The organism is Metaclostridioides mangenotii, assembly GCF_018917235.1.
GTDB lineage: Bacteria > Bacillota > Clostridia > Peptostreptococcales > Peptostreptococcaceae > Metaclostridioides.
This window is the reverse complement of record NZ_JAHLOF010000002.1, coordinates 267,282-293,925: the sequence shown is the minus strand read 5'-3', so window position 1 is coordinate 293,925 and position 26,644 is coordinate 267,282. Positions and strand designations below refer to the sequence as shown.

Annotated in this window: 19 protein-coding genes; 18 read left to right on the top strand and 1 reads right to left on the bottom strand. The window is 33.1% G+C overall.

Annotated elements, in window-relative coordinates; all coding sequences use genetic code 11:
- Nucleotides 1-64 precede the first annotated feature (64 nt).
- The 18 genes from KQI18_RS04610 to rnr all read left to right on the top strand — a co-directional run bounded on the left by KQI18_RS04610 (nucleotide 65) and on the right by rnr (nucleotide 25,498).
- Nucleotides 65-1,252 carry a YgeY family selenium metabolism-linked hydrolase gene (locus tag KQI18_RS04610; protein ID WP_216466505.1) on the top strand — a complete coding sequence of 396 codons (1,188 nt, stop codon included), beginning with the start codon at nucleotides 65-67 and terminating at the stop codon, nucleotides 1,250-1,252.
- A 52-nt stretch (nucleotides 1,253-1,304) separates the two neighbouring features.
- Nucleotides 1,305-2,885, top strand: a complete 1,581-nt coding sequence (locus tag KQI18_RS04605) for an N-acyl-D-amino-acid deacylase family protein (protein ID WP_216466504.1) — start codon at nucleotides 1,305-1,307, stop codon at nucleotides 2,883-2,885.
- A gap of 78 nt (nucleotides 2,886-2,963) precedes the next feature.
- Complete coding sequence (gene ssnA / locus KQI18_RS04600; RefSeq protein WP_216466503.1) at nucleotides 2,964-4,292, top strand: putative aminohydrolase SsnA; 1,329 nt, start codon at nucleotides 2,964-2,966, stop codon at nucleotides 4,290-4,292.
- 240 nt (nucleotides 4,293-4,532) lie between these two features.
- Nucleotides 4,533-6,218, top strand: coding sequence for a selenate reductase (locus tag KQI18_RS04595; RefSeq protein ID WP_216466502.1), 1,686 nt, complete (start codon nucleotides 4,533-4,535; stop codon nucleotides 6,216-6,218).
- A gap of 49 nt (nucleotides 6,219-6,267) precedes the next feature.
- Nucleotides 6,268-7,614, top strand: a complete 1,347-nt coding sequence (locus KQI18_RS04590; RefSeq protein ID WP_216466501.1) for a nucleobase:cation symporter-2 family protein — start codon at nucleotides 6,268-6,270, stop codon at nucleotides 7,612-7,614.
- A gap of 437 nt (nucleotides 7,615-8,051) precedes the next feature.
- Nucleotides 8,052-9,434 (top strand): dihydropyrimidinase, encoded by a 1,383-nt coding sequence (gene hydA, locus KQI18_RS04585; RefSeq protein WP_216466500.1) that lies wholly within the window; start codon nucleotides 8,052-8,054, stop codon nucleotides 9,432-9,434.
- The gene (xdh, locus tag KQI18_RS04580; RefSeq protein ID WP_216466499.1) at nucleotides 9,435-11,996 is read left to right on the top strand and encodes a selenium-dependent xanthine dehydrogenase; all 2,562 of its coding nucleotides are present in this window, start codon (nucleotides 9,435-9,437) and stop codon (nucleotides 11,994-11,996) included.
- 115 nt (nucleotides 11,997-12,111) lie between these two features.
- On the top strand, nucleotides 12,112-13,467 hold the full coding sequence (rpoN, locus tag KQI18_RS04575; protein ID WP_257432116.1) for an RNA polymerase factor sigma-54: 1,356 nt from the start codon (nucleotides 12,112-12,114) through the stop codon (nucleotides 13,465-13,467).
- A gap of 611 nt (nucleotides 13,468-14,078) precedes the next feature.
- Nucleotides 14,079-15,101: a type I glyceraldehyde-3-phosphate dehydrogenase gene (gene gap, locus KQI18_RS04570; protein WP_216466497.1), complete on the top strand. Its 1,023-nt coding sequence runs from the start codon at nucleotides 14,079-14,081 to the stop codon at nucleotides 15,099-15,101.
- A gap of 242 nt (nucleotides 15,102-15,343) precedes the next feature.
- Nucleotides 15,344-16,546, top strand: a complete 1,203-nt coding sequence (locus tag KQI18_RS04565; RefSeq protein ID WP_216466496.1) for a phosphoglycerate kinase — start codon at nucleotides 15,344-15,346, stop codon at nucleotides 16,544-16,546.
- Nucleotides 16,547-16,601: 55 nt separating this feature from the next.
- On the top strand, nucleotides 16,602-17,342 hold the full coding sequence (gene tpiA, locus KQI18_RS04560) for a triose-phosphate isomerase (RefSeq protein ID WP_216466495.1): 741 nt from the start codon (nucleotides 16,602-16,604) through the stop codon (nucleotides 17,340-17,342).
- A gap of 11 nt (nucleotides 17,343-17,353) precedes the next feature.
- Nucleotides 17,354-18,883: a 2,3-bisphosphoglycerate-independent phosphoglycerate mutase gene (gene gpmI / locus KQI18_RS04555; RefSeq protein WP_216466494.1), complete on the top strand. Its 1,530-nt coding sequence runs from the start codon at nucleotides 17,354-17,356 to the stop codon at nucleotides 18,881-18,883.
- Between the two features lie 97 nt (nucleotides 18,884-18,980).
- Nucleotides 18,981-20,270, top strand: coding sequence for a phosphopyruvate hydratase (gene eno, locus KQI18_RS04550; RefSeq protein WP_216466493.1), 1,290 nt, complete (start codon nucleotides 18,981-18,983; stop codon nucleotides 20,268-20,270).
- Nucleotides 20,271-20,501: 231 nt separating this feature from the next.
- On the top strand, nucleotides 20,502-20,711 hold the full coding sequence (secG, locus tag KQI18_RS04545; RefSeq protein WP_216466645.1) for a preprotein translocase subunit SecG: 210 nt from the start codon (nucleotides 20,502-20,504) through the stop codon (nucleotides 20,709-20,711).
- 375 nt (nucleotides 20,712-21,086) lie between these two features.
- The gene (locus KQI18_RS04540) at nucleotides 21,087-21,410 is read left to right on the top strand and encodes a PadR family transcriptional regulator (protein WP_216466492.1); all 324 of its coding nucleotides are present in this window, start codon (nucleotides 21,087-21,089) and stop codon (nucleotides 21,408-21,410) included.
- A gap of 11 nt (nucleotides 21,411-21,421) precedes the next feature.
- Entirely contained in the window at nucleotides 21,422-22,081 is a 660-nt protein-coding gene (locus tag KQI18_RS04535; RefSeq protein WP_216466491.1) for a permease prefix domain 1-containing protein, read from the top strand.
- The gene (locus tag KQI18_RS04530) at nucleotides 22,074-22,973 is read left to right on the top strand and encodes a DUF4097 family beta strand repeat-containing protein (protein ID WP_216466490.1); all 900 of its coding nucleotides are present in this window, start codon (nucleotides 22,074-22,076) and stop codon (nucleotides 22,971-22,973) included. The genes KQI18_RS04535 and KQI18_RS04530 overlap by 8 nt, the downstream gene beginning before the upstream one ends.
- A 326-nt stretch (nucleotides 22,974-23,299) precedes the next feature.
- A complete protein-coding gene (gene rnr / locus KQI18_RS04525; protein WP_216466489.1) occupies nucleotides 23,300-25,498 on the top strand; it encodes a ribonuclease R in 2,199 nt (732 codons plus the stop codon).
- A 240-nt stretch (nucleotides 25,499-25,738) separates the two neighbouring features.
- On the opposite strand, the gene KQI18_RS04520 is transcribed toward rnr, so the two are convergent.
- On the bottom strand, nucleotides 25,739-26,590 hold the full coding sequence (locus tag KQI18_RS04520; protein WP_216466488.1) for an AIM24 family protein: 852 nt from the start codon (nucleotides 26,588-26,590) through the stop codon (nucleotides 25,739-25,741).
- Nucleotides 26,591-26,644 lie beyond the last annotated feature (54 nt).

Below are 26,644 nucleotides of genomic sequence, written 5' to 3'. Positions count from 1 at the left end.
TTTTAAAGAAGCTAAAAATAAATTTTATATAAAAATTAAATATGTAATAGTTGGAGGAATTAAAATGTTAGATAATGTAAGAGAAAAACAATTAACAGAAGTTTGCCAAGACTTAATAAGACAGGCAAGTGATTCAGGTCAAGAGGAAAACGTAGTCAAAGCTATAGAAGCTAACTTTGAAAAATTAGGATTCGATAGCTGGTCAAGAGATAGATACGGAAACATAATAGGGTGTATAAAAGGAAATAAACCAGGAAAGAAAATATTATTTGATGGGCATATAGATACAGTTCCAGTTCCAGATCCATCTCAATGGACTCAACCACCATATGAAGGAAAAATAGTTGATGGTAAATTATACGGAAGAGGAACTTCTGATATGAAAGGTCAACTTAGTGCAATGATGGCCGCAGTTTCATATTTCGCTAAAGATACTAATAAAGACTTTGCCGGTGAATTATATGTAGCTGGTGTTGTTCACGAAGAAATATTCGAAGGTGTTTCTGCAAGAGAAATAAGTGCTGCAGTTAAACCTGACTATGTTGTTATAGGTGAATCTTCAGAGCTAAACCTTAAAATAGGTCAAAGAGGTAGAGCTGAGATAGTTGTAGAAACTTTTGGAAAACCTGCTCACTCTGCTAATCCAGAAAAAGGAATAAACGCTGTTTACAAAATGGCTAACGTTATACAAGAAATACAAAACTTAACTCCTCCAAACCAAGGTGGTTTAGGTGATGGTATATTAGTTTTAACTGATATAAAATCTTCTCCATATCCAGGAGCATCAGTAGTGCCAGATTACTGTAAAGCTACTTTCGACAGAAGATTATTAGTTGGTGAAACTAGAGAAGGCGTTTTAGCTCCAGTTCAAGAGTTATTAGAAAAAATGATGAAAGAAGATTCAGAACTAAACGCTAAAGTTTCTTATGCATTTGCAAAAGAAATGTGTTACACAGGAAATACAATAGAAAGTGAAAGATTCTTCCCAGGCTGGTTATATGAAGAGAGTGATGAATTCGTTCAAGCTGCTTACAAAGGTTTAAAAGAAGCTGGAATAGATTGTGAAATAACTCAATACTCATTCTGTACAAACGGTAGCCACTATGCTGGTGAAGCTGGAATAAAAACTATAGGATTCGGTCCATCAAAAGAAAACTTAGCTCACACTATAGATGAGTATATAGAAGTAGAACAATTATTCTTAGGTGCTGAAGGATACTATGGTATATTAAAATCAGTTTACGGAAAATAATCTGTACAAAAGATATTTAAGTGATTGATACAAAAGAATTGGAGATGGTTTTGTGAGAACTTTAATAAAAAATGGGCTTATAATAGATGGAACTAACACGACTCCTTATGAAGGCGATCTATTAATCGAAAATGATAGAATACTTAAATTAGGTGCTAAACTAGATGAGCAAGCTGATAAAGTTATAGACGCTCAAGGGAGAGTAGTTTGCCCAGGATTTATCGATACTCATAGCCATTCAGATTTGATGATTTTAGTAAATCCATATAATGAGGTAAAAATTAGACAAGGTATTACAACTGAGGTATTGGGGCAAGATGGTATTTCCATGGCCCCATTACCAAAAGAATTTATATCTCCATGGAGAAAAAATCTTGCAGGTCTAGATGGTGAAAGCGATGAAATCGACTGGAATTATGAGACTACTGAAAATTATCTAAAAATGATGGAAGATAATGGAGTAGGTCTTAATGAGACATATTTAGTGCCTCACGGAAATATAAGAATGGAAGCAATGGGCCTTGAAGATAGACCTGCTACTAAAGAAGAAATTCAAAAAATGTGTGAAGTCACAGAGAGAGAATTAAAAGCAGGGGCTATAGGTATATCAAGCGGACTTATTTATATACCATGTGCATACTCAATGACTGAAGAAATCATTGAAATATGTAAAGTGGCTGCAAAATATGACAGACCATTTGTCGTTCACCAAAGAAGTGAAGCTGATACAATAGTACCTTCAATGGAAGAAATCATTGAAATAGGTAAAAAATCAGGAGTTAAGATACACTTCTCACACTTTAAAGTTTGTGGTAAAGCTAACTGGAAGTTCATACCACAGATGTTAGAGTTACTTGATAAAGCACAAGATGAAGGTCTTACAGTATCTCTAGATCAATATCCTTATGCAGCCGGAAGCACAATGCTCGGAGTTGTTTTACCTCCTTGGGCGCATTCTGGAGGAACAGATAAATTGATCGAAAGACTAAACAACGATGCCGATAGACAAAAGATGAAAGAAGATATAGCTAACGGAATTGAAGGATGGGATAACTTTATACAATTTGCAGGTATTGATCAAATATTTGTAACTAGTGTAAAAACTGATAAAAATAAAGATGTTATAGGTAAGAGTCTACAAGAGATAGGCGAAATGAGAGGAATAGATCCACTTGATGCTACTTTTGACTTACTTAGAGATGAAGAAAATGCAGTTGGTATGGTTGACTTCTACGGAAAAGAAGAACATGTAATTACGTTTATGAAAAGACCTGAGCAAAATGTTTGTACTGATGGACTTTTAGGCGGAAAACCACATCCAAGAGCTTATGGTTCATTCCCTAAGGTACTAGGCAGATTTGTTAGAGAATTAGGTGTCCTTAATCTTGAAGAAGCTGTATACAAAATGAGTAAAAAAGCTGCTGATGCTTTTAGAATAGCCGATAGAGGAGAACTTAAAGAAGGTTACTTTGCAGATGTAGTTATATTTAATAAAGATACAGTTAGCGGATCTGATGACTATATAGATTCAATGCAATTCCCTACAGGAATAGACTATGTAATCATAAACGGTGAAGTTGTAGTTGAGGAAAATGTTTACCATAAGATTAAAGCCGGAAAGGTTTTAAGATAAAAAACTTGAAAAAATACAACTTTAAAATAGCGGAAGAGCCTTCAGGCAAACGTTTGAAAATATAAGGGGGATAGTTCTATGTTATTAGTTGGTAACGGGAAAGTTATTACTCAAGATTCATTAAACCCATTTTTAAATGAGGGATGCGTTGTTATAGAGGACAACAAAATAGCAGATATAGGTCCTACTGCAGATATGAAAGCTAAGTACCCAAATCATGAGTTTATAGATGCTGATGGCAAAATAATAATGCCAGGACTAATAAACTCTCATATGCATATCTACAGTTCATTTGCAAGAGGTATGGCAGTACCAGGCGAACCTGCTGCTAATTTCATAGAAATTCTTGAGAGATTATGGTGGATGCTCGACAAGAAACTCACACTTGAAGATACTAAATACAGTGCTTATGCGACATATTTAGAGTGTATTAGAAATGGAGTTACGACAGTATTCGACCACCATGCAAGCCCTAATGCAATAGAAGGAAGTTTATTCGCAATATCTGATGCTGCAAAAGACTTAGGAATCAGAACATGCCTTTGTTATGAAGTATCAGATAGAGATGGCGGAAACACAATGGATCAAGGTATTAAAGAAAACGTTGATTTCATAAAACATGCTCAAAAAGATGATACTGACATGTTAAAAGGTATGTTTGGTCTTCATGCAGCGTTTACTCTTTCAGATGAGACTCTTAACAAATGTGCTACAGCGATGGCAGGTCTTAAGGATACTGGATACCATGTGCATATAGCAGAAGGTATAGATGATTTAAACATTAACCTTGAAAAATACGGTAAGAGAGTTGTAGAAAGATTAAATGAATTCGATGTACTAGGAGACAAAACTCTTGCAGTACATTGTATTTATGTAGATGATAACGAAATCAAATTACTAAAAGATTCTAACACATTTATAGTACACAACCCAGAATCTAATATGGGTAATGCTGTAGGTTGTTGTCCAGCTATAGAATTTATAAATGCAGGTATAAATGTGGGCTTAGGTACTGATGGTTATACTGCAGACATGTTAGAATCACAAAAAGTTGCTAACATAATTCACAGACATAGACTAGGAGATCCAAGAGTTGGATTTGGAGAATCTACACAAATGCTATTTGATACAAATAGAAAGATAGCAAAAGCTTACTATAAAAATGACTTAGGAATACTTAGAAAAGGCGCTTATGCGGACGTTATAGTGGTTGATTATACTCCACATACTCCGCTTAATGAAAACACTACTGCTGGACATATATTGTTTGGTCTAAGCGGAAAATGTGTTGATACAACAATTGCAAACGGAAAAGTTCTTATGAAGAATAGAGAAATAGTTGTTGTTGATGAAGATAAAATACTTGCTAAGAGTAGAGAGCTAAGCCAAAATTTATGGAATAGATAAACTATAATTTTAAAAACTCTCTCGGCTCCTTAATAGGGAGACAACAATTATTGCTGTTAGGATATAAGGAGCCGAGTTGAATAATTAATAGATAAAAAATATTTGAAATTGTTAAATTAATATTATTCAGATGATGTTCTTAAATCTATTAAATAAAGTCGAAAATCTTTATTAAGCATTTGACTGGCAATGTGCTGTCAATTCAAATAATATAACCAAAAACTTATAGGGGGTAAAGTAATGAGCGATATAATGAGACAAATTCCATTTGCTGATATAATGGATAGAGTATTGGTTGAGAAGGAAAAATACAATACTATTTACGGTGTATCTAAACTATACACTCATGAAAATGATAAAGAGCTAAATGTTTTTAACCATAAGTTAGAAAATCCACTAGGACCAGCAGCTGGGCCTCATACACAATTAGCGCAAAACTTAGTAGCTTCATACGTTGGGGGAAGTCGTTTCTTAGAATTAAAGACAGTTCAAACTTTAGATGGAGAAGATTTACCAATAGCTAAGCCATGTATACGTGCTGATGACGAATGTTACAACGTAGAGTGGTCTACAGAATTATATATACCACAAGCTTTAGAAGAGTATATTAAAGGATGGTATGCATGTAAGTTAGTTGCAAAAGAGTTTGGATTTGGTGATCCAGATGGATTCATATTCAACATGAGTGTAGGTTATAACCTAGAAGGAATACAAACTAAAAAAATAGATGCCTTTATAGAAGGATTAAAAGACGCTTCAAGCAACGATATGTGGAAAGAGTGCGAAAAATGGGCGCTTGATAACCTTGATAGATTTAAGAATGTAGATGAGGCTTTTGTTAAGTCTATATCTCCTAAAATATGTAACTCAATAACTTTATCTACAATGCACGGATGTCCACAAGATGAGATAGAGAAAATAGTTTCATATTTATTAAACGAAAAGAAAATAAACACTTACTTAAAGTGTAACCCAACATTATTAGGATATGATTTCGTAAGACAAATAATGGATGATATGGGATATGATTATATTAAATTTGATCAAAAACAATTCGATGCTGATTTAAAATTTGACGATGCTGTAGAAATGATAAAACGTCTTCAAGGCGAAGCGGTTAAAGTTGATTTAGCATTTGGAGTAAAACTTACAAATACATTCCCTGTTCACATAGAGAAAAATGAATTACCAGGTGAAGAAATGTATATGTCAGGTAAGAGTTTATATCCATTAAGTATAAACGTTGCTGCAAAACTTGCAAAAGCTTTTGACGGTAAACTTGCCATGTCATATTCAGGTGGAGCAGATACAGGAAATATCGAAAAGATATTCAACACAGGTATTTGGCCTATAACAGTAGCTACTACTCTACTTAAACCAACTGGATACAATAAAGTTAAGCAATTAGCAGATTTAGTTGCAGGATGCGATTATCCAAAGAATCAAGTAGTAGATGTAGAATTAGTTGAAAAACTAGCTAAAGAATCTATAGCTGATGAAAAATACTCAAAATCACCTACAGTTCGTGAAAAAGGATTTATATCTTTCGATGAAAACAAAAAAGTAGGTGTAGCTTGTAAAGTTGTATGCGGTAGCTGTGCTAATGTATGTCCAAATAGAGCTAACATAGTAACTATGGTTAATGGAGAAAAGAGATTACTACACATAGATGATTACTGTAACGAGTGTGGTAACTGTTACCTATTCTGTCCAGATAAGTGTACTCCGTACAAAGATCGTATAACACTATTCTCAAATAAAGGTGATTTTGAAGATAGTACAAATCAAGGATTCTTACTATTAGATGGTGACAAAGTTATGTACCGTTTTGAAGGAGAAACTAAAGAATGTGCTTTAGCAGATGCTCCAAAAGTAATAGCTGACTTTGCAGCTTCACTAAAAGATTGTCATCCTTACCTAGTGTAAGATATATATAAGACAAAATTTAATAGAATAAAAGGAAGGGAGACCAATTATGTCTCAAAATAACAGCCCTAAAATAGCTCCAGTAGATGAAAAAATGTCATTCAAAAGTGCATGGGTATTTTCACTACAGCACGTATTAGCAATGTGTGCAGGAGCGGTGGCAGTTCCCATGATGATAGGAAGTGCTGCAGGACTAGATCAAACTAGTATTGTATTTTTAATTAATGCCTGTCTATTCATGGCAGGTATAGGAACTCTCATACAAAGTGTTGGTATAGGAAATATTATAGGTGCTAGAATACCAGTAATCGAGGGAACAAGTTTTGCAGCGGTTGCGGGTATGACAGCTATAGCTACGTCATATAATGATCCGAACCTTGCAATTCAAAATGTCTTTGGAGCAGTAATAGTAGCAGGTATTTTCTGTATAGTATTAGCTCCAGTGTTTGAAAAACTAATAAGATTTTTCCCTAGTGTTGTTACAGGAACTGTAGTAATGGTTATAGGTATATCTTTATTTCCAGTTGGTATCAAATGGATCACTAACAATAAGATAGAAGCAGTTGATCCAAAGACTTTTGCACTTTCTATGGCAGTACTTGCAATAACTCTACTATCTTTTAAACTACTAAAAGGTACTTGGAACAGTGCTGCTATAATCGTAGGTATAGTACTAGGTACAGTACTTGCAATGGCAGTTGGAATGGCTGACTTCAGCAGTGTTGCTGATGCAGGATGGTTTACTATAAACACTCCATTTAAATTTGGTTTACCGCAATTTGATGTTTCAGCTATATTGTCGTTATGCTTAATCATGTTAGTACTGATGACTGAGTCAGTTGGAAATATGATAGCTATCCATGAAATGGTGGATAAAGAAGTAACAGGTAAAAACATTAAAAGAGCGTTATTTGGGGATGGTATATCTACAGCTTTATCAGGTATATTTAACTCTTTCCCGATAACACCTTTTGGTCAAAATACTGGTATTGTTGGTCTTACTGGAATTAAATCTAGATATGTAGCAGTGTACGCAGGTGCAATGCTTCTACTATTCGGATTTGTGCCAAAGATTGCAGCCATTGTTGCAGCTATACCGAAGCCTGTTCTTGGAGGGGTAGCCTTCGCTATGTTTGGTATGGTAATGGTTGGAGGAGTAAGAACTCTAAGCAAAGTACAGTTTAATGGAACTATGAATGGAGTTATAGTCGCAGTAAGTGTTGGTTTATCTGTTATACCAATAGTAAATGCTGACTTCTATAATAACTTCCCAGCATGGGTTCAAACTATTTTCCACAGTGGAATAACTACAGGAAGTTTAGCTGCTGTACTACTTAATATATTCTTCAATGAAATAGGAAGTAAGAAAAAAGCAACTCAAGAACAAGCGCAGTAAATATATTTGACTGCAGGTCGCTAAATGATAGTATCGTCATTTGTCATGCATGCTGCCTGCTAAAATGACATCGTTTTAGGATGGTAGCATCGCCTGATGGGTGTTATAAGCTATCAATGACAACTTGCTATCATAGATTGCTGCTAACTTTGCTTAGTGTGGTAGCAAATTGGGATAGTAAATTACAAATCGTTGAAAACGTTTATGAATAGGTACAAAAAATAAATAACTTATATAAGAGTAAGATGATTAAAATTAATTATTAAATTAAAATTAAAAATTAAAAAATGGAAATGTTTTGATAAAAATAATTAAAATTTGAATGCATCTTTTGTGCAATTGGATGCGCAAAAGATGCATTTATAATAATAATATCTATAAATTAAAATTAAAAATTAGAAACACTGATTTGCTATAAGAATTAAGGTGGAATAAGCATGGGAATTGTACTCAGAGGTGGAAAAATAGTAACAAATGAAAAAACTTACAGTTCAGATGTAAGGATTGATGGTGAAAAGATCGTAGCGATAGGATCTGATATAGAAGTAAGTGGAGATGAGATAGTTGATGTTGTTGGAAGTTATATTATTCCTGGTGGGATAGATACTCATACACACTTTGATTTAGACAACGGCGCCACAATGACAGCTGATAGTTTTGCTACTGGAACTAAAGCGGCTATAGCAGGTGGTACCACTACGGTTTTAGACTTTGCTACACAATCAAAAGGTGAATCGTTGACAGATGGGCTTAAAGTATGGCATATGAAAGCTGACAATAAGTCGTATTCAGATTATGGGTTCCATATGGCTATAACTGATTGGAATAATTCTGTTAGAGATGAAATGGATGTAATGATAAATGAGGGTGTATCATCATTCAAAATGTATATGGCATATAAAAATCTTAAAGTTAAAGATGATGTTATATATGAAGCCTTAAAGAAATCTGAAGAAATAGGTGGTATTATAGGTTTTCACTGTGAGAACGGAGAGGTAATTGATGAGCTTATAAAAGAGGCTAAAGAAAGCGGACATTTGTCTCTTAAGTATCATCCACTTACTAGACCAGCCATATTAGAAGCAGAAGCTACATCAAGATTGATGAAGATAGCTGAAGTTGCAAAATCAAAAGTTTACGTTGTTCATCTAAGTTGTAAAGAATCTTTAGAAGAAGTTAAAAAAGCAGAAGCTAGAGGTGTGGATGTGGTTGTAGAAACATGCCCTCAATATTTACTTCTTGATGAAGAACAGTATTTTACTGATGGCTTTGAAGGAGCAAAATATGTTATGTCTCCACCACTTAGAGAGAAGTCTAATAATGATATTCTTTGGAAGGCTATTTCTGATGGTGATATAGATACTATTGGAACGGATCATTGTTCTTTCAACTTTAAAGGGCAAAAAGATTTAGGTAAGGATGATTTCAGTAAAATACCTAATGGAGGACCAGGAGTAGAACACAGAATAAAACTTCTATACACTTATGGGGTTTGTAGAGACAAAATAACAATAAATCAACTGGTTGACGTTGTATCAACTAAACCAGCCAAGGTATTTGGAATGTATCCTCAAAAAGGGGCTATTGAAATCGGAAGCGATGCTGATATAACAGTTATAAATCCAAATATCAAAGATGTAATAAAAGCGGAAAATCAAGTTCAAAATGTAGATTATACTCCATATGAAGATTTTGAGGTAGATTGTGCAATTAGCAGAGTGTACCTAAGAGGTACAGAAGTCGTAAAAGATGGTAAAGTTATTAGCAAATCGCCGACTGGACAGTATGTAAAAAGGCGACAAGCAAGGGGGGCCAAGTAGATGGTAGAATTTATACTTAACGGAGAGAAAGTCGTAGCAGAAGAAGGAAAAAAGCTTCTAGACTACTTGAGAGAAGATAAAAATATTACTTCTGTTAAAAATGGATGTTCTGAAGGTGCCTGTGGTACTTGTATGGTTATAATTGACGGCAAGGCTACAAAAGCATGTGTTTTCAAAACAGATAAATTAGCAGGAAAAAGTATAGTTACAATAGAAGGTATGACTGAAAGAGAAAGAGATGTATACGCTTACGCATTCTCTAGCCAAGGAGCAGTTCAATGTGGTTTCTGTATACCTGGTATGGTAATTAGTGCAAAAGCTTTACTAGATGTCAATCCTGACCCAACTGATGATGATATAAAGAAAGCATTAAGAGGAAATATATGTAGATGTACTGGTTATGTAAAAATAATTAAAGCTATACAATTAGTTGCAAAAATCTTTAGAGAAGGTACTGAAGTTCCTAAAGTAGCTTGTAAAGGTCTAGTTGGAGATAACCTTCAAAGAGTAGATGCAGTAGCTAAAACACTTGGTGTGGCTGAATATGTAGATGATATGAGGATAGACGGTATGATCTACGGTTCTGCAGTTAGAACAAAATATCCAAGAGCAATAGTTAAAAAAATAAACATAGAAAAAGCAAAAGCTCATCCTGGAGTAGTTGCAGTTCTTACTTCAAAAGATATACCAGGAACAGTTAAAGTTGGTCACTTAAAGAAAGATTGGGATACTTTAATTCCAGAAGGTGATACAACAAGATATCTAGGCGATGCAATAGTTCTTGTAGCTGCAGAAACTAGAGAAGCATTAGAAGAAGCTAAAAACTTAGTTGAAATAGAGTTCGAAGAGTTAACGCCAATTAGCACTCCAGAGATGGCATTAGCAGATGGAGCTCCACTTATACATGAAACTGGTAACTTACTTGTAAAAGAGCATCTTGTAAGAGGAAATGCTGAAGAAAAAATAAAGAATTCTAAATATGTTGTAACTAAGAGATACTCTACACCACCGACTGAGCATGCGTTCTTAGAGCCAGAGTGTTCTATAGCTGGACCATATGAAGAAGATGGAGTAGTAATTTATTCAACAGACCAAGGTGTATATGCTACACAACATGAGTGTGCAGATATGTTGGGTCTTCCTCATGAAAAAGTTAGAGTTATAAATAGAATGGTAGGTGGAGGCTTCGGTGGAAAAGAAGATATGAGTGTTCAACACCACGCCGCATTACTTGCTTATGTTACTAAGAAATTTGTTAAAGTTCAACTTACTAGAAAAGAAAGTATAATAATTCATCCTAAGAGACATGCAACTGAAATGGAATTCACAACTGCTTGTGATGAAAACGGAAATTTAACCGCTATGAAAGCTGATATAATATCAGATACAGGTGCATATGCATCTCTAGGTGGACCGGTTTTACAAAGACTTTGTACACATGCAGCTGGACCATATAATTACCAAGATATAGATATAACTGGAAGAGCAGTTTATACAAATAACCCTCCAGGAGGAGCCTTCAGAGGATTTGGTGTTGCCCAAAGTTGTTTCGCAACTGAGTGTAACATAAACTTACTAGCTGAGATGGTAGGAATATCTCCTTGGGAATTTAGATATAGAAATGCTATAAGACCAGGCCAAGTATTACCAAATGGTCAAATAGCAGATCCAAGTACTGGACTTGTTGAAACTCTTGAAGCAGTTAAAGATCAATACGAAGCTCATCCAAGAGCAGGTATTGCCTGTGCTATGAAGAATGCAGGACTTGGTGTTGGGGTTCCAGATGCAGGAAGATGTAATCTCGTTATCATAGATGGTAAAGTTCATATAAGAACAAGTGCATCATGTATAGGTCAAGGACTAGGTACAGTAATGGTACAAATGGCTTGCGAAACTGCAGGACTTTCACCAGAGCTTATAGTACATGATTTCCCTGACACTCATACAACACCAGACTCAGGTAATACTACAGCTTCTAGACAAACGGTATTTACAGGAGAAGCTACAAAAGTAGCAGCTCTTAAATTAAAGGAAGCTTTAGACTCAGGCAAAACAATTACAGATTTAGAAGGTGAAGAATTCTACGGAGAATACGTAGCAGTTACAGATAAAATGGGATCTGACAAAGAATACCCTATAAGCCACGTGGCATACGGATACGCTACTCAAGTAGTTATGCTTGATGAAGAAGGTAAATTAGAAAAAGTAGTAGCTGCCCATGATGTTGGAAAAGCTGTAAACCCAATAAGTCTTGAAGGTCAAATTGAAGGTGGAGTAGTTATGTCACTTGGATACGGTTTGACAGAAGACTATCCATTAGTAGATTCTGTTCCTACTGGTAAATTTGGTACTATAGGATTATTTAAATCAATTGATATTCCTGAAATAGAACCAATTATAGTAGAGAAGAACGATGCACCTTTAGCATACGGAGCGAAAGGTGTTGGAGAGATATGTTCAATACCAGCAGCACCTGCTGTTCAAAATGCTTACTACGTATTTGATAAGCAATTTAGAACTAAATTGCCACTTGAAGATACAGCATATAGAAAGAAAAAATAAGTAACTTACTAAAAAATTGTTTATAAAGAAAAACCCTTTTGCATAATACATGTCTATAATGTTAGAATGTAATTATAAAGAAGGGTTTTTTATTTATAATATAATTAAAAGTGGGGTGACGAAGTTGGGCCTTAATAATAGATTAGAATTGAGCCAGTCACAGAAGTTAATTTTGACAACTCAGATTAAACAATCGCTTACTATTTTAAACATGAGCAAATTAGAACTAGATGAAGAAATAAAAAAAGAATCAGAGAATAACCCTTTAATTGAATTAGAGACTAAAAGCGAGATAAACTGGGAGCAATATGTAAAAGATATGGAGTACTCTAGATCTACATATAAAGCAGAGTCTAGCTATAATCCAGACAATGATGTGGATTTAGAAAATCTAATTAGATATTCTTCAAATCTATACGAGGATCTAAAGTTTCAAATAAGTCTATATAATATTGCTGAAAAACAAAAAGAAATTTGTGAATATATAATAGACAGTCTTGATGAAGATGGATATCTAAGAGTAAAAGATATTGATATTATAAATGCACTAAGAATTTCCGAAGAAGAGTTTGAAGAATGCCTCAAAACTGTGCAGCAATTAGATCCAGTTGGAGTTGGTGCAAGAGATTTATCGGAATGTCTTTTAATTCAAATGGATAATTTGAATATATTCAACCCGATACTTACTGAAATAGTAAAAAATGATTTAGTTTTACTCGCGAACAACAAGTATAAACAAATAAGCAAAAAATACAACATCTCTATGCAAAAATGTGTTGAGTTGATTGATATTATTAAATCGCTTGATCCGAAGCCAGGAAGGGCAAAATCTTCCGAAAAAAGCGTATACATTCAGCCGGATGTTGTTGTAGAAAAGATTGATGGAGAGTTTGTAGTTCATACTAACGAAAAAGACTCATATAAAATAAGGATAAATAATTATTACAAAGAAATTTTGAGCAATTCAAATTCTGATGAGAATGCTAAATGTTTTATAAAAGAGAGACTTAATTCGGCTACTGATCTTATAAAAAATATAGAAAATAGAAAATCTACAATTTTAAGAATTGCTGAAGAAACACTAAAGGCTCAAAGGGAATTTTTAGAAAAGGGAACAAAATATATCAAACCATTAAAGATGAAGGAAATAGCAGAAAGGCTTGGATTTCACGAATCAACTATAAGTAGGGGAGTAAATGGAAAGTATATGCTTACTCCGTTTGGACTTTATGAGTTTAGATATTTCTTTAGCAGTGCAATAGATACAGAAAGTGATGAAAAGGCTTCCAGTATTAGTATAAAAAAAATTATTGAAGAAATGATAGAGAGTGAAAATAAAAATAAACCTCTAAGTGATGATCATATTTCAAAAATGTTAAAAGAAAAAGGTATTAATATAGCGAGAAGAACTGTGGCTAAATACCGTGAAGAGTTGGGAATACTGTCTTCAAGTAGAAGAAAAAAATTTTAAAAAATCTAAATGAACATAAATAAACATTTAAGAACAAAAAAGATAGATTATGCTATCAAAATGGACCCTAAAAGAACTCAAAACAGATTGAAAAAATAGAGATAAAAATCATCGAAGAACATTGAAATAATCAGAAATAAACAATTAAATTGCATTAAAAAAACTTTAAAAATAAGCCAATTTTTATGATAAGATAGTAAAAAGGATGTTTGTCTAATATTGTAAAAAAAATGATAATTAAGTATAAAAATAAATCTATTTAAAATTTAGTTTACACATTAAAAAATAGTTAGTATAAATTATTATAAATAATTTAAAAATATATAAGTATTTAAAAGTGTATAGATAATTTTAACTAAGTTTAAATAAATTGTTAATTGTGAAATGATAAACGTTTTTATACAATTATAAATTTTCATATTAATTTTTTTATAGACAATACTAAATATGTATTAGTAAATATAATTTTTAAAATAATATTGATTTACTAGGTAAAAGACGAAATATCCTAAAGCCTGACAGTATTTAATACTATTAAATATTTCGATATGACATTATAAATATAATCATTGATTATATTAAAATATAACATACTAACAGGAGGTAAACTTATGATAAGAGTTGGCATTAATGGTTTTGGAAGAATTGGAAGACTGGCATTTAGATTGATGATGGAGCAGCCTGAAAAATTTGAAGTTGTCGGAATTAACGATCTAACAGATGTAGAGATGTTGGCGTATTTACTTAAATACGATACAACGCAAGGTAGGCTAGACAACAAAATAGAAGTAAATGAAAATAGCTTAGTAGTAGACGGCAAGGAAGTGAAAATCACATCTGAAAGAAATCCTGCAGATATACCTTGGTTAGAGTTAGGAACTGAAGTAGTGTTAGAGTGTACGGGTTTATTCTCGTCTAAAGAGAAAGCCGAAGAGCACCTTAAGGCAGGAGCTAAGAGGGTAATTATTTCAGCACCAGGTGCTGGTGAAATGAAGACAATTGTATACAATACAAATCACGATATATTAGACGGATCTGAAACGATATTATCTGGGGCATCATGCACAACAAATTGTCTGGCTCCTATGGCGAAAGTGTTAAATGACAATTATAAAATACAAAGAGGCCTTATGACTACAATTCACGCTTACACGAATGATCAAAACACTTTAGATTCACCTCATCCAAAAGGAGATTTTAGGAGAGCTAGATCTGCAGCTAATAACATAGTACCAAACAGTACAGGCGCTGCAAAAGCTATCGGAATAGTTATTCCTGATTTAGAAGGTAAATTAGATGGAGCTGCTCAAAGAGTTCCAGTACCTACTGGATCTATTGCTGAGTTGGTATGTAGTCTAGATAAAAAAGTAAGTGTAGAAGAAATAAACAAAGTTATGAAAGAAGCATCGAATGAATCATTTGGATATACAGATGACATGATCGTTTCATCAGATATAATAGGAATTAGATATGGGTCATTATTTGATTCAACACAGACAAAAGTAATCGAAGTTAATGGAGAGCAACTTGTGAAAGTAGTAGCTTGGTACGACAATGAAATGTCTTATACAGCACAGCTAATAAGATTGCTAGGATTGATGGGAAAATTTACTAAGGAAGAGAATCCTTACTAAACCGGTCACCTATAATATGGTAAACCGATTACCTAAATTTAACAATTAAAAGGTCCACACCTATGCAGCACCATAGGTATGGACTTTTTTGTAAAATCACACAAAAAACATAAAATTTACGTAAATAATTGTGACATACTATACATAAATATCCAATAATATGATATATTAAATATGATAAAAGTATACATTAATGCCTATTAATGTAGGATAAATTTCTTTACTTAAAAGGAGAGTTAACTATGTCAATGCTAAATAAAAAAAATATAGAGGATATAGAAGTAAGCGGAAAAAAAGTATTAGTAAGATGTGATTTTAATGTACCACTTAAAGACGGAAAAATTACTGACGACAATAGATTAAGAGGTGCTATACCGACAATAGAAAACCTTGTATCAAGAGGCGCAAAGGTTATACTTTGTTCTCATTTAGGAAAACCAAAAGGAGAGCCTAAACCAGAGCTTTCATTATCACCAGTAGCTAAAAAACTATCTGAGATGTTAAGAAAAGAAGTCGTATTTGCCGCTGACGAAAGTGTAGTAGGAAATAATGCTAAAGCTGCAGTAGCAAATATGAAAGATGGAGATATAGTACTATTAGAAAATACTAGATATAGAGCAGAAGAAACTAAAAATGAAGAAAAATACTCAAAAGAGTTGGCATCACTTGCAGATATATATGTAAATGATGCATTTGGTACTGCCCATAGAGCTCATTGCTCTACAGTTGGTGCAGGTGAAGTTATGCAAGAGAGAGTTTGTGGTTACTTAATTCAAAAAGAACTTAAATTTTTAGGAGAAGCAGTTACAAATCCAATAAGACCTTTTACAGCTATATTAGGTGGAGCAAAAGTTTCTGATAAACTTGCAGTTATTAACAATTTATTAGATAAAGTGGATAACTTAATCATAGGTGGAGGAATGGCATATACATTCTTAAAGGCTCAAGGATATGAAATAGGAACGTCTTTATTAGAAGAAGATAAAATAGAGTACGCAAAAGAGATGATGGAAAAAGCTGAAAAACAAGGTGTAAACTTACTGCTTCCAATAGATGTAGTAATGGCTGAAAAATTTTCAGAAGATGCTGAACCTATAGTTACAGAAGATGCCAACATAAAAGAGGGATATATGGGACTAGACATTGGGCCTAAATCTGTGGATATCTTTGTTAATACTATAAATAAATCTAAAACAGTAGTCTGGAATGGACCTATGGGAGTATTTGAGTTTGCAAACTTTGCGACTGGAACACTTGAAGTAGCAAAAGCGATGGCTAATTTAAAAGATGCTACTACTATAATTGGTGGAGGAGACAGCGCCGCGGCTGTTAACCAACTTGGATATGGCGATAAAATGACTCATGTATCAACCGGAGGAGGAGCTTCATTGGAATTTTTAGAAGGAAAAGAGCTCCCAGGTATAGCATCTTTAGATGATAAGTAATATAAATTATATTTTTAAATAAATAAACAAACTTTATATAAGGAGATTTGAACAGATGAGAAAACCTATAATTGCTGGAAACTGGAAAATGCATAAAACAATAAAAGAAGCATTAGAGTTTGTTTCAGATATCAAAGGAAAAACTAGCGACGAAGTAGACGCAGTTATATGCGCACCATTTACGCTTTTGAAAGATTTAAAAGAATCTACTAAAGGTACTGATGTAAAAATAGCTGCACAAAATATGCACTATGAAGAAAATGGAGCTTTTACAGGAGAGGTTTCTCCAAATATGCTAAAAGAGTTAGATATAGATTACGTTGTACTCGGGCATTCTGAGAGAAGACAGTATTTTAATGAGACTGATGAAACAGTAAATAAAAAGGTTTTAAAGGCATTAGATACGGGCATAAATCCAATAGTATGTGTAGGTGAAACATTAGAAGAAAGAGAAGCTGATAATACTAAAAAGGTAGTAGAGGTTCAAGTAAAAGAAGCTTTGAAAGGAGTAAAAGACTCTGATTTAGCAAAAGTAGTAGTAGCCTATGAGCCAATTTGGGCTATAGGTACAGGAAAAACTGCCACAGCTGAGCAAGCAAACGACGTAATCTCTTACATAAGGGAAGTTATAAAGGGATTATATGGAGATTTATGTGAAGATGTAAGAATACAATACGGAGGAAGTGTTAAACCTTCTAATGTAAAAGAAATAATGGGACAAAGTGATATAGATGGAGCATTAGTTGGAGGAGCAAGCTTAGCTTCAAAAGACTATTTAGAACTTGTCAACTTTTAAGGAGTGAAACAATGAAAAAACCAGTTGCTTTAATTATTATGGATGGTTTTGGATATAGTGAAAATGCTGAAGGTAATGCGGTAGCTAAAGCACAGACTCCAAATCTATGCAGATTAACTAAGGAGTACCCAAATACTCTTATAAAAGCTAGTGGACTTGATGTTGGATTGCCATACCTACAAATGGGTAACTCTGAGGTTGGGCATACCAATATAGGTGCTGGTAGAATAGTATACCAAGATCTTACTAGAATAACAAAATCAATAAAGGATGGAGATTTCTTTACAAATGAAGTACTGTTAAATGTCATGGATGGGTCTAAAGGCCATGCACTTCATATAATGGGACTTCTATCTGATGGAGGCGTTCATTCTCACATAGAACATGTTGAGGCGCTAATACTTATGGCAAAAAAAAGAGGCGTAGAGAAATTGTATATCCACGCTTTTACAGATGGCAGAGACACTGATCCCCAAAGTGCGATTGAGTACATTAAAGAAATTGAATGTACACTAAAAGATGTAGATTTAGGTCAATTTGCGACTGTATCAGGTAGATACTACGCAATGGATAGAGATAAGAGATGGGATAGAGTAAAGTTGGCATATGATGCTATGGTTGATGGTGTTGGAGAAACAGCATCATCTGCTGAAGAAGCTGTAAAGAATTCGTATGATCAAGGAAAAAACGATGAGTTTATAATCCCTACAGTTATACAAAAAAATGGTGAACCTGTTGGTAAGATATCAGATGGAGATAGCATTGTATTCTTCAACTTTAGACCCGATAGAGCTAGACAGATGACGAGAGCTATCGTAGAAAAAAAATTTGAAGATTTCGATAGAAAATATATAAATACTAATTTTGTGTGTCTAACTGAATACGACTCAACTATCGAGAATGTACAGGTTGCTTTTAACCCTCAATCACTAAAAAATACATTAGGCGAATATTTGGCAGAGAATGGGAAGACACAGCTTAGAGCAGCTGAGACTGAAAAGTACGCGCATGTTACATTCTTCTTCAATGGTGGCGTAGAAGAACCAAATCATGGAGAAGAGAGGATGCTAATACCTTCACCTAAAGTTGCAACATATGATTTACAACCAGAAATGTCTGCTCATGAGCTTTTAAATAAGACTCTTGTAAAAGTAGATGAAGATAAGTTTGATTTTATAGTTATAAATTTTGCAAATCCAGATATGGTCGGTCACACAGGAAGTATAGAGGCTACTGTAAAAGCAGTGGAGACAGTAGACAATTGTGTAGGATCATTAGTAGATAAAATAGTAAGTGTAGGTGGTTCAGCTATAATAACAGCGGATCATGGAAACGCTGAATACATGATAGATCATGAAACTAAAAAGATGGTTACGTCACATTCAACAAACGAAGTTCCATTTATTTTGGTTGGTGAAAAGTACAAGGGGGCTAAGCTTTTAAATGATGGAAGGCTTTCTGATATTGCACCGACAGTTTTAGATATGATGGATCTTAGTAAACCTGAAGAAATGGACGGCCATACATTGATTGAGAAGTAAGTTTTATTAACAAAACAAAAACTGTGTAATATAATAAGACTTATAAAAAAAGTAAGTCGATATTAATAAATTTTTATTGAGTGAAGGGAGAAACAAAATGTCAGCAATAGATTTAGTATATGCTAGAGAAGTATTAGACTCAAGAGGAAACCCAACTGTAGAAGTTGAGGTAGTGTTAGAAAGTGGAGAAACTGGAAGAGCTATAGTTCCTTCAGGAGCATCTACAGGAGCTTTTGAAGCTGTAGAACTTAGAGATGGAGACAGCTCAAGATACCTAGGAAAAGGTGTAGAAAAAGCAGTAAACAATGTTAATGAGATAATAGCACCAGAATTAGAAGGAATGGATGCATTTGATCAACCGATGATCGATGCACTTATGATAGAGCTAGATGGTACAGATAATAAAGGAAACTTAGGAGCAAATGCAATACTAGGTGTTTCTATGGCTGTTGCAAGAGCTGCTGCAGAAGAAGTTGGACTACCATTATTCCAATATTTAGGTGGAGTTAATGCTAAACAATTACCAGTTCCAATGATGAATATATTAAACGGTGGAGAACATGCTGATAACAACGTGGATGTACAAGAATTTATGATACTTCCTGTTGGAGCTGAAAGCTTCAAAGAAGGATTAAGAATGGGTTCTGAAGTATTCCACGCACTTAAGAAAGTACTTGCAGAAAAAGGATTAGCTTGTGGTGTAGGTGATGAAGGTGGTTTCGCACCAAACCTTGATTCAAATCAAGAAGCTTTAGAATTAATAGTAGAAGCGATAGGAAAAGCTGGATATGTTCCAGGAAAAGACGTTATGTTAGGATTAGACGTTGCAGCTACTGAATTATATAATGCAGAGACTAAAAAATATGTATTAGCTGGAGAAAACAAAGAGCTTACTGCAGCTGAAATGGTTGAATTATATGAAGGATGGTCTAAAAACTTCCCAATCGTTACAATAGAAGATGGACTAGACGAAGAAGATTGGGATGGATGGAAATTACTTACTGAAAAACTAGGAAACAAAATACAATTGGTTGGAGACGATTTATTCGTTACAAACACTGAGAGATTAGAAAGAGGAATCAAATCAGGTGTAGGTAACTCAATACTTATAAAAGTTAACCAAATAGGAACAATTACAGAAACTCTAGATGCTATAGAAATGGCTAAGAGAGCAGGATATACTGCAGTTATATCTCATAGATCAGGAGAAACTGAAGATACTACAATAGCAGACCTAGCAGTAGCTACAAACGCTGGTCAAATAAAAACTGGTGCTCCATCAAGAACTGATAGAGTTGCTAAGTACAATCAGTTATTAAGAATAGAAGAAATAATAGGTGAGCCAGCGAGATACTGTGGTTTAGACTCATTCTATAACTTAAGATAATCAATTAAGTAACACGTAGAAATTTAAAAATATACTCACAAATAACTAAAAAATCATAATAAATAACAATAAATAATAATAGTCTATAGATATACTAATAACCTAATATGGTTTAAGTATATCTATAGACGTATTTACTTGAATTAAATGTAACGTTGTGATACACTGGAGAGTAGTGATTTTAAGTACGTGTGAACAGGAGGATAAAAAGTGAGCTTAAACAATTTTTTAATGGGATTACAGATTGTATTAGGGATCATAATGGTCGTTAGTATAATGCCTCAAGATACTAAGAGTGCTATACCTTCACAATTTGGTGGAGACGGTAACCAAACATACTTCAAACCAAAAGGTAAGCAAGCATTTCTTGGAAAAATTACCAAAATAACAGCAGTGTTATTCTTTATAAACGCTTTAGCGTTACTTATATTAGAAAAATAGAATATCAATTTAACTGGCCATTAATTTGATAAATAAATTGATTTAAAGATTAAATTTAATTTTTGAGTTAAAAGCTGGGATCATATGATCCCAGCTTTTTTGTTGCGTTCTATTTCATGCTTTTAAATAAAAGAGACATATCTTTATTATTATAAGGGTTAGGAGTTATAGTTGTAACGATTTAAATAAAAAATACTAAATATATTATTGTAATACCCTTCTAATAGTTTTAATAAATTAGCTATTAGGGGGGCTTTTTTAGTTGGATATAAGTAAAATATAATAGTGTTTTATTTTTAAACATACCTTGACAGGCGAGGTATATATAATTATACTATTATTACAAATAAGCATATGTAAAGGAGGTAAGATGATTTGTCTATTACTTCTGATCTAATTAGAGGAAATACAGAAACAATAATACTAGCTAGACTTATAGAGAAGGATAGCTATGGATATGAAATAAATAAATCTATAAAAGAGAAAACAAATAATGAGTATGAACTAAAAGAAGCCACATTGTATTCAGCATTTAGAAGACTCGAGCAAGGTGGCATGATTGAATCATACTGGGGAAACGAAAACCAAGGGGCAAGAAGAAGATACTATAAGATTACGAAGTTAGGATCTGTAGTATACGAACAAAATAAGATAGACTGGGAAGATGCAAAGAAACTGATCGATAGCTTGATTAAATAAGGGGGGATATTATGAGAAAAGAGATAGAAATATATGTAGAGAATTTGTTTGAAAAAGCACCATCAAATAGACGTACAAGAGAATTAAAAGAGGAGATACTATCAAATTCCTTAGATAGATATAAAGATTTAGTAGATGCTGGAATAGATGAGGATGATGCTTATGACTCAGTTGTAGGCAATATCGGTAATGTAGAGGATCTTATAGTAGATTATAATGATTATAGCCATAATGAAGCCGAAGAAAGAAAAAAAACTGCAAAAATCACTGCAATAGCAGTAGTTCTATATATACTTAGTCCGGTCGGTGTTATACTTTGCGAGGCATTTAATTTTGTTGAAGAAATAGGAGTGCTTATGTTATTTGCTATGGTAGCGATAGCGACAGGTATGTTAGTATACAACAATATGTCTAAGATAAAAAAATACGATAGAGAAGATGAATCAATAGTTGAACAATTAAAGGAAAAAAAATCTGTGAGTTATCAAAAAAGCAGAGTAAAAAAGACGATTACATCAGCAGTGTGGTCGATAATCATATCGGTTTATTTTATATTAAGTTTTTTAACTGGTTCATGGCATATAACATGGGTTGTATTTATAATAGGGTACGCGGTAGATGAATTAATAAGTGCATTTATAGATTTAAATGAGGAGAAAGAACATGTCTAGAAAGTTTACGAGGATGAGGATAGTTGCATTAATACTTCTTATTGTTGTTATGACAGGTGTTTTAGTCAACGGAATAAGTAATAGCATCAATTTCAACTGGTTTAGTAATCGGGAAAATCCAAGCTGGGCTTATAAAAATAGGATTGTTAGAGAAGAAGGTTTAAGTGGTGTTGATAGAATCAATTTTGAAACTGATGTTGGCGAAGTAGTCCTAAAAACTACAGATGATAGTAAAATAAAAGTTATAGAGAGATCGAATAAAAAGCTAAAAAATAATCAGATACTAAATATCTCAAGAAATGGTAGTGAGCTTAGTTTTATCGAGCCATCTAAGTTTTTCAATTTCAACTTATTTGGATTTAACGACAAAAAAATTGTAGAGATATATTTACCGAAAAATTATAAAGAGAAACTGAGAGTACAAACAGATGTAGGTGATTTATATATAAAAAATGATCTAGAATTAGATGCGATTGATTTAGTAAGTGACGTAGGAGAAATTATCTCAGATAAAAAAATTGTAACTTCAAATTTAAATGTAAGTAGTGATACAGGAGACATAAAATTTAGTAGAGTTGAAGCCAAAGATTATAAGTTTGAATCAGATGTTGGCAAGGTAGTTATAGAGAGACTTACAGGCAAAGGTAGTGTATATTCTGACGTAGGAAATGTGATTTGTAATATAGAAAAAATAGACGGTCATATGGACTTTTCGACTGATGTAGGAAGTGTAATTTTAAATATTGATAAAAGCCAGAAGTTTATGCTAGATGCTGATACAGGTGCAGGTAAAGTTATCAATAATGTTAGCAAAAATGTATATGGAGATAGTAGAAATAGCATAAAAGTCAGAAGTGATGTCGGAAAAGTAAAATTAAATTATTTAGATTAATATAAATTAAAAACGTATAACAAAAATTTTAAATTAATTATATATGAAGAACGATGAAAATAATATGTAAATTTAAGTAAGAATTTTAGATTTGTGTATTATTTGATATCGTTCTTATTTATTTGGGTAAAAAATTATATGGAAATATTCTCTTTATAAATCTATACACAGACAATATAAATGTATTTTTGCTAAATATAAGTTTTATAAATTAATATAAATAAATTTGAGCATACTAATATAATTAGTAACTGCAATATGAATTTACCATTGTACTTTAATTGGTGTATAATGGTAGAAGTGCAAATAAACGCAAGGAGGTCAAGATGACGCCAGAAATAAGGAAAAACCTTTTAGGTTTAATAAATGAAGAATCATATCAACCGCTAAAAAAAGAAGAATTAGCTACTATATTTGACATACACTCATCAGAGATGCCTCTTTTCTATAATTTTATAAAAGAATTAGAGGAAGATGGATATATAACTATTACTAAAAAAGGTAAAATAGTATCACCACAGAGCGTGGGGAATTTCGTGGGTAAATTCATTTCACATAAAAAGGGATTTGGATTTGTAGAATCAGATGAAGATTTTGAACAAGATCTTTTTATACCTGCTAATGATGTAAATGGAGCAATGCATAATGATAGAGTAGTTGCTGAAGTAATTGTTCCAGCTGAGGAAGGTAAGAGAGCTGAAGGAAAAATAGTAAAAGTAGTAAAAAGAGAGAACGATACTGTTGTAGGAATTTTTGAGCCTAGTAATGCGTTTGGGTTTGTAGTTCCGGACAACAAAAAATTTAATAAGGATATCTATATACCAAAGAGGTTCTTTAGTGGAGCAAGAGCAAAGGACAAGGTAGTTTGTAAGATAACTGTATGGCCTGAAGAGGATAAAAAACCTGAAGGTAAAATAATAGAGGTACTAGGTCAAAAAGGTGAACGCGGTGTTGAAATAGACTCAATAATTAGAGAACATGGACTACCAGAAGAATTTCCTAAAAAAGTTGTATTTGAGGCTGAATCTGTCGCAGTAGAAATTCCTAAAGAAGAATTAGATGGAAGAGCTGATTTAAGAGACTTAAAGATATTTACAATAGACGGGGAAGATGCAAAAGATTTGGATGATGCTGTTTCTATAGAGCGTTTATCTAATGGTAATTATAAGTTGGGTGTTCATATAGCGGACGTTACTCACTATGTAAAAGAAAAAAGTAAATTAGACAAGGAAGCATTAAAAAGAGCAACTTCAGTATATCTAGTAGATAAGGTTATTCCTATGTTGCCGAGAGTTCTGTCAAATGGGGTATGTAGTTTGAATCCATTTGAAGATAAACTTACACTATCTATAATGATGGAGATAGACAAAAAAGGTAACGTTGTAAAACACGATATATTAGAGAGTGTAATCAACTCAAAAGCCAGAATGACTTACACTGAGGTTTCGGACATTTTAGAAAAAGATGATGAAAAGCTTAAGAAGACTTTTTCGAATTTAGTAGAAGAATTCAATATATCTGAAGACCTTGCAAGGATTCTGATGGAAAAGAGAAAGAGAAGAGGATCAATAGACTTCGACTTCCCAGAAGCTAAGATAATATTAGATAGTGAAGGAAAAGTAGCAGATATAAAAGATTATGAAAGAAGAATTTCTAATAAAATAATAGAAGAGTTTATGCTTGTAAGTAATGAAACAATAGCAGAACACTTCTATTGGATGAATATTCCATTTGTATATAGAATTCATGAAACTCCATCACAAGAAAAGATGGAAAATTTGGGGAACTTCATTTCTACATTTGGATATCATATTAAGGGTGACTTGGAAGAAGTTCATCCAAAGGCATTGCAATCGGTAGTTGAACAAATAAAAGGTAAAAAAGAAGAAAGAGCAATTAGTTCAATAATGCTTAGATCATTTAGACAAGCGAAGTACTCTCCAGAATGTCACGGTCACTTCGGTCTTGCAGCTAAGTTTTATTCACACTTTACTTCTCCAATTAGAAGATATCCTGACTTACAGATTCACAGAATTATAAAAGAGTCGTTAAACAACAAGATAAACGATAAGAGACAAGCACAACTAACAACTATAGTTGAATACGCATCAACTCAGTCATCAGAGCAAGAAAGAAAAGCGGAGTTGGCTGAGAGAGACGTACATGATTTCTACAAAGCTATGTACATGTACGACAAAGTTGGTGAAGAATTTACAGGTAATATTTCAGGAGTAACTTCGTTTGGAATATTCGTAGAGCTGGATAACACTATAGAAGGTCTAATAAGACTAGCCGATATGAACGATGATTTCTATATATTTGATGAGAAAAATTATTGCGTAATAGGAGAGCATAGTAAGAGAGCTTACAAAATCGGAGATCCTCTAAAAATAAAAGTTGAAAGGGTTAATGTCGATTTGAGAGAAATTGATTTTTCAATAGTTAAAAATGAAATGGATGATACTGAAGAGACATTAGAGACAGCAGAATCAGTAGAAACTGTAGAAATAGAAGATATTAAATAAGATAGAGAATTAATATATTTTATTTATTCAAATAACAAATAGCAAATATCAAATAAAAATTAAAAATTAAAATTTAATTTTAAATAAAATAAAAAATAATTTTTTAATATTAATAATTAACGATAGCTAAAAAACGGACTAAAACAAATATCAAATTTAATGTAAGATAAATAAAAACCAAGGTAATAGCTAAGGAGCTACTATCTTGGTTTTATTATTTGTTTATTAAATTTTTAAATTTTAGTCTATAAAACTTCCGAATATATTTTTAGCGTTTGTAGCTGTATTGTTCATTGATTTATTACCTGGCATAGATCCAAATGATAGAGATTGATACATTGGTTGTGTTGGTGCTAACCAAACAGTTCCTTCTCCTGTAAAAGTGTTTAGAAGACCTTCTCCGTTTAACATTGATCCTACAATAGATTTATCCGATTTAGTAACTGCAAAGTTAACACCAGATGTTCTAGCTATAGCGAAGTTACCGTCAACCTTTAACTCTTCACCAGGTCTTATATCGTAAGCTATTATCTCATTCTTAGGAACGTATAGCTCAAGTACAACAGTTCCAGTTCCTTTTAATTCTATTTGGAATATACCTTCGCCACCAAGAAGTGCAGATGATACATTCTTTTGTGCAAATGCTCTTACCTCTATAGTATCTGAGCAACAAAAGAAAGTCCCTTTATCAACAATCAACACATCGTTTTCTAATTCCATTACCATATAGTGTTTAAAAGATGGCTCTAGATAAACCTCTCCAGTACCTTTGTATTGTGGTTTCATAGCTGATTCATTTGTCAAAGCACCAGAGATACTTTTCTTGAAGAATCCCCCAACCCCTCCAATATTAGCATCTGATGATATCTGTCCTTTATAGTAGTATAAAGCACCTGACTCAGTCTTAACACTAGAGTTGTTTAACTTTACCCTCACTTGTCTACCTTTTAGACCGGCCTCGTTTGAGAAATGAAGTGCCATAGCCATTAGAGGATCAGTAGCTCCTTCTAATTTATCGTATTCTAATATTTCGAATTCACTTCTTCCATCAGAATAACTTTCCAGTACTCTTACTTTTTTACTTAAATCCATGTTTATAATTCCTCCCTGTTACTAGCTAGTTTTATTTTAATATGTAGCTAAATT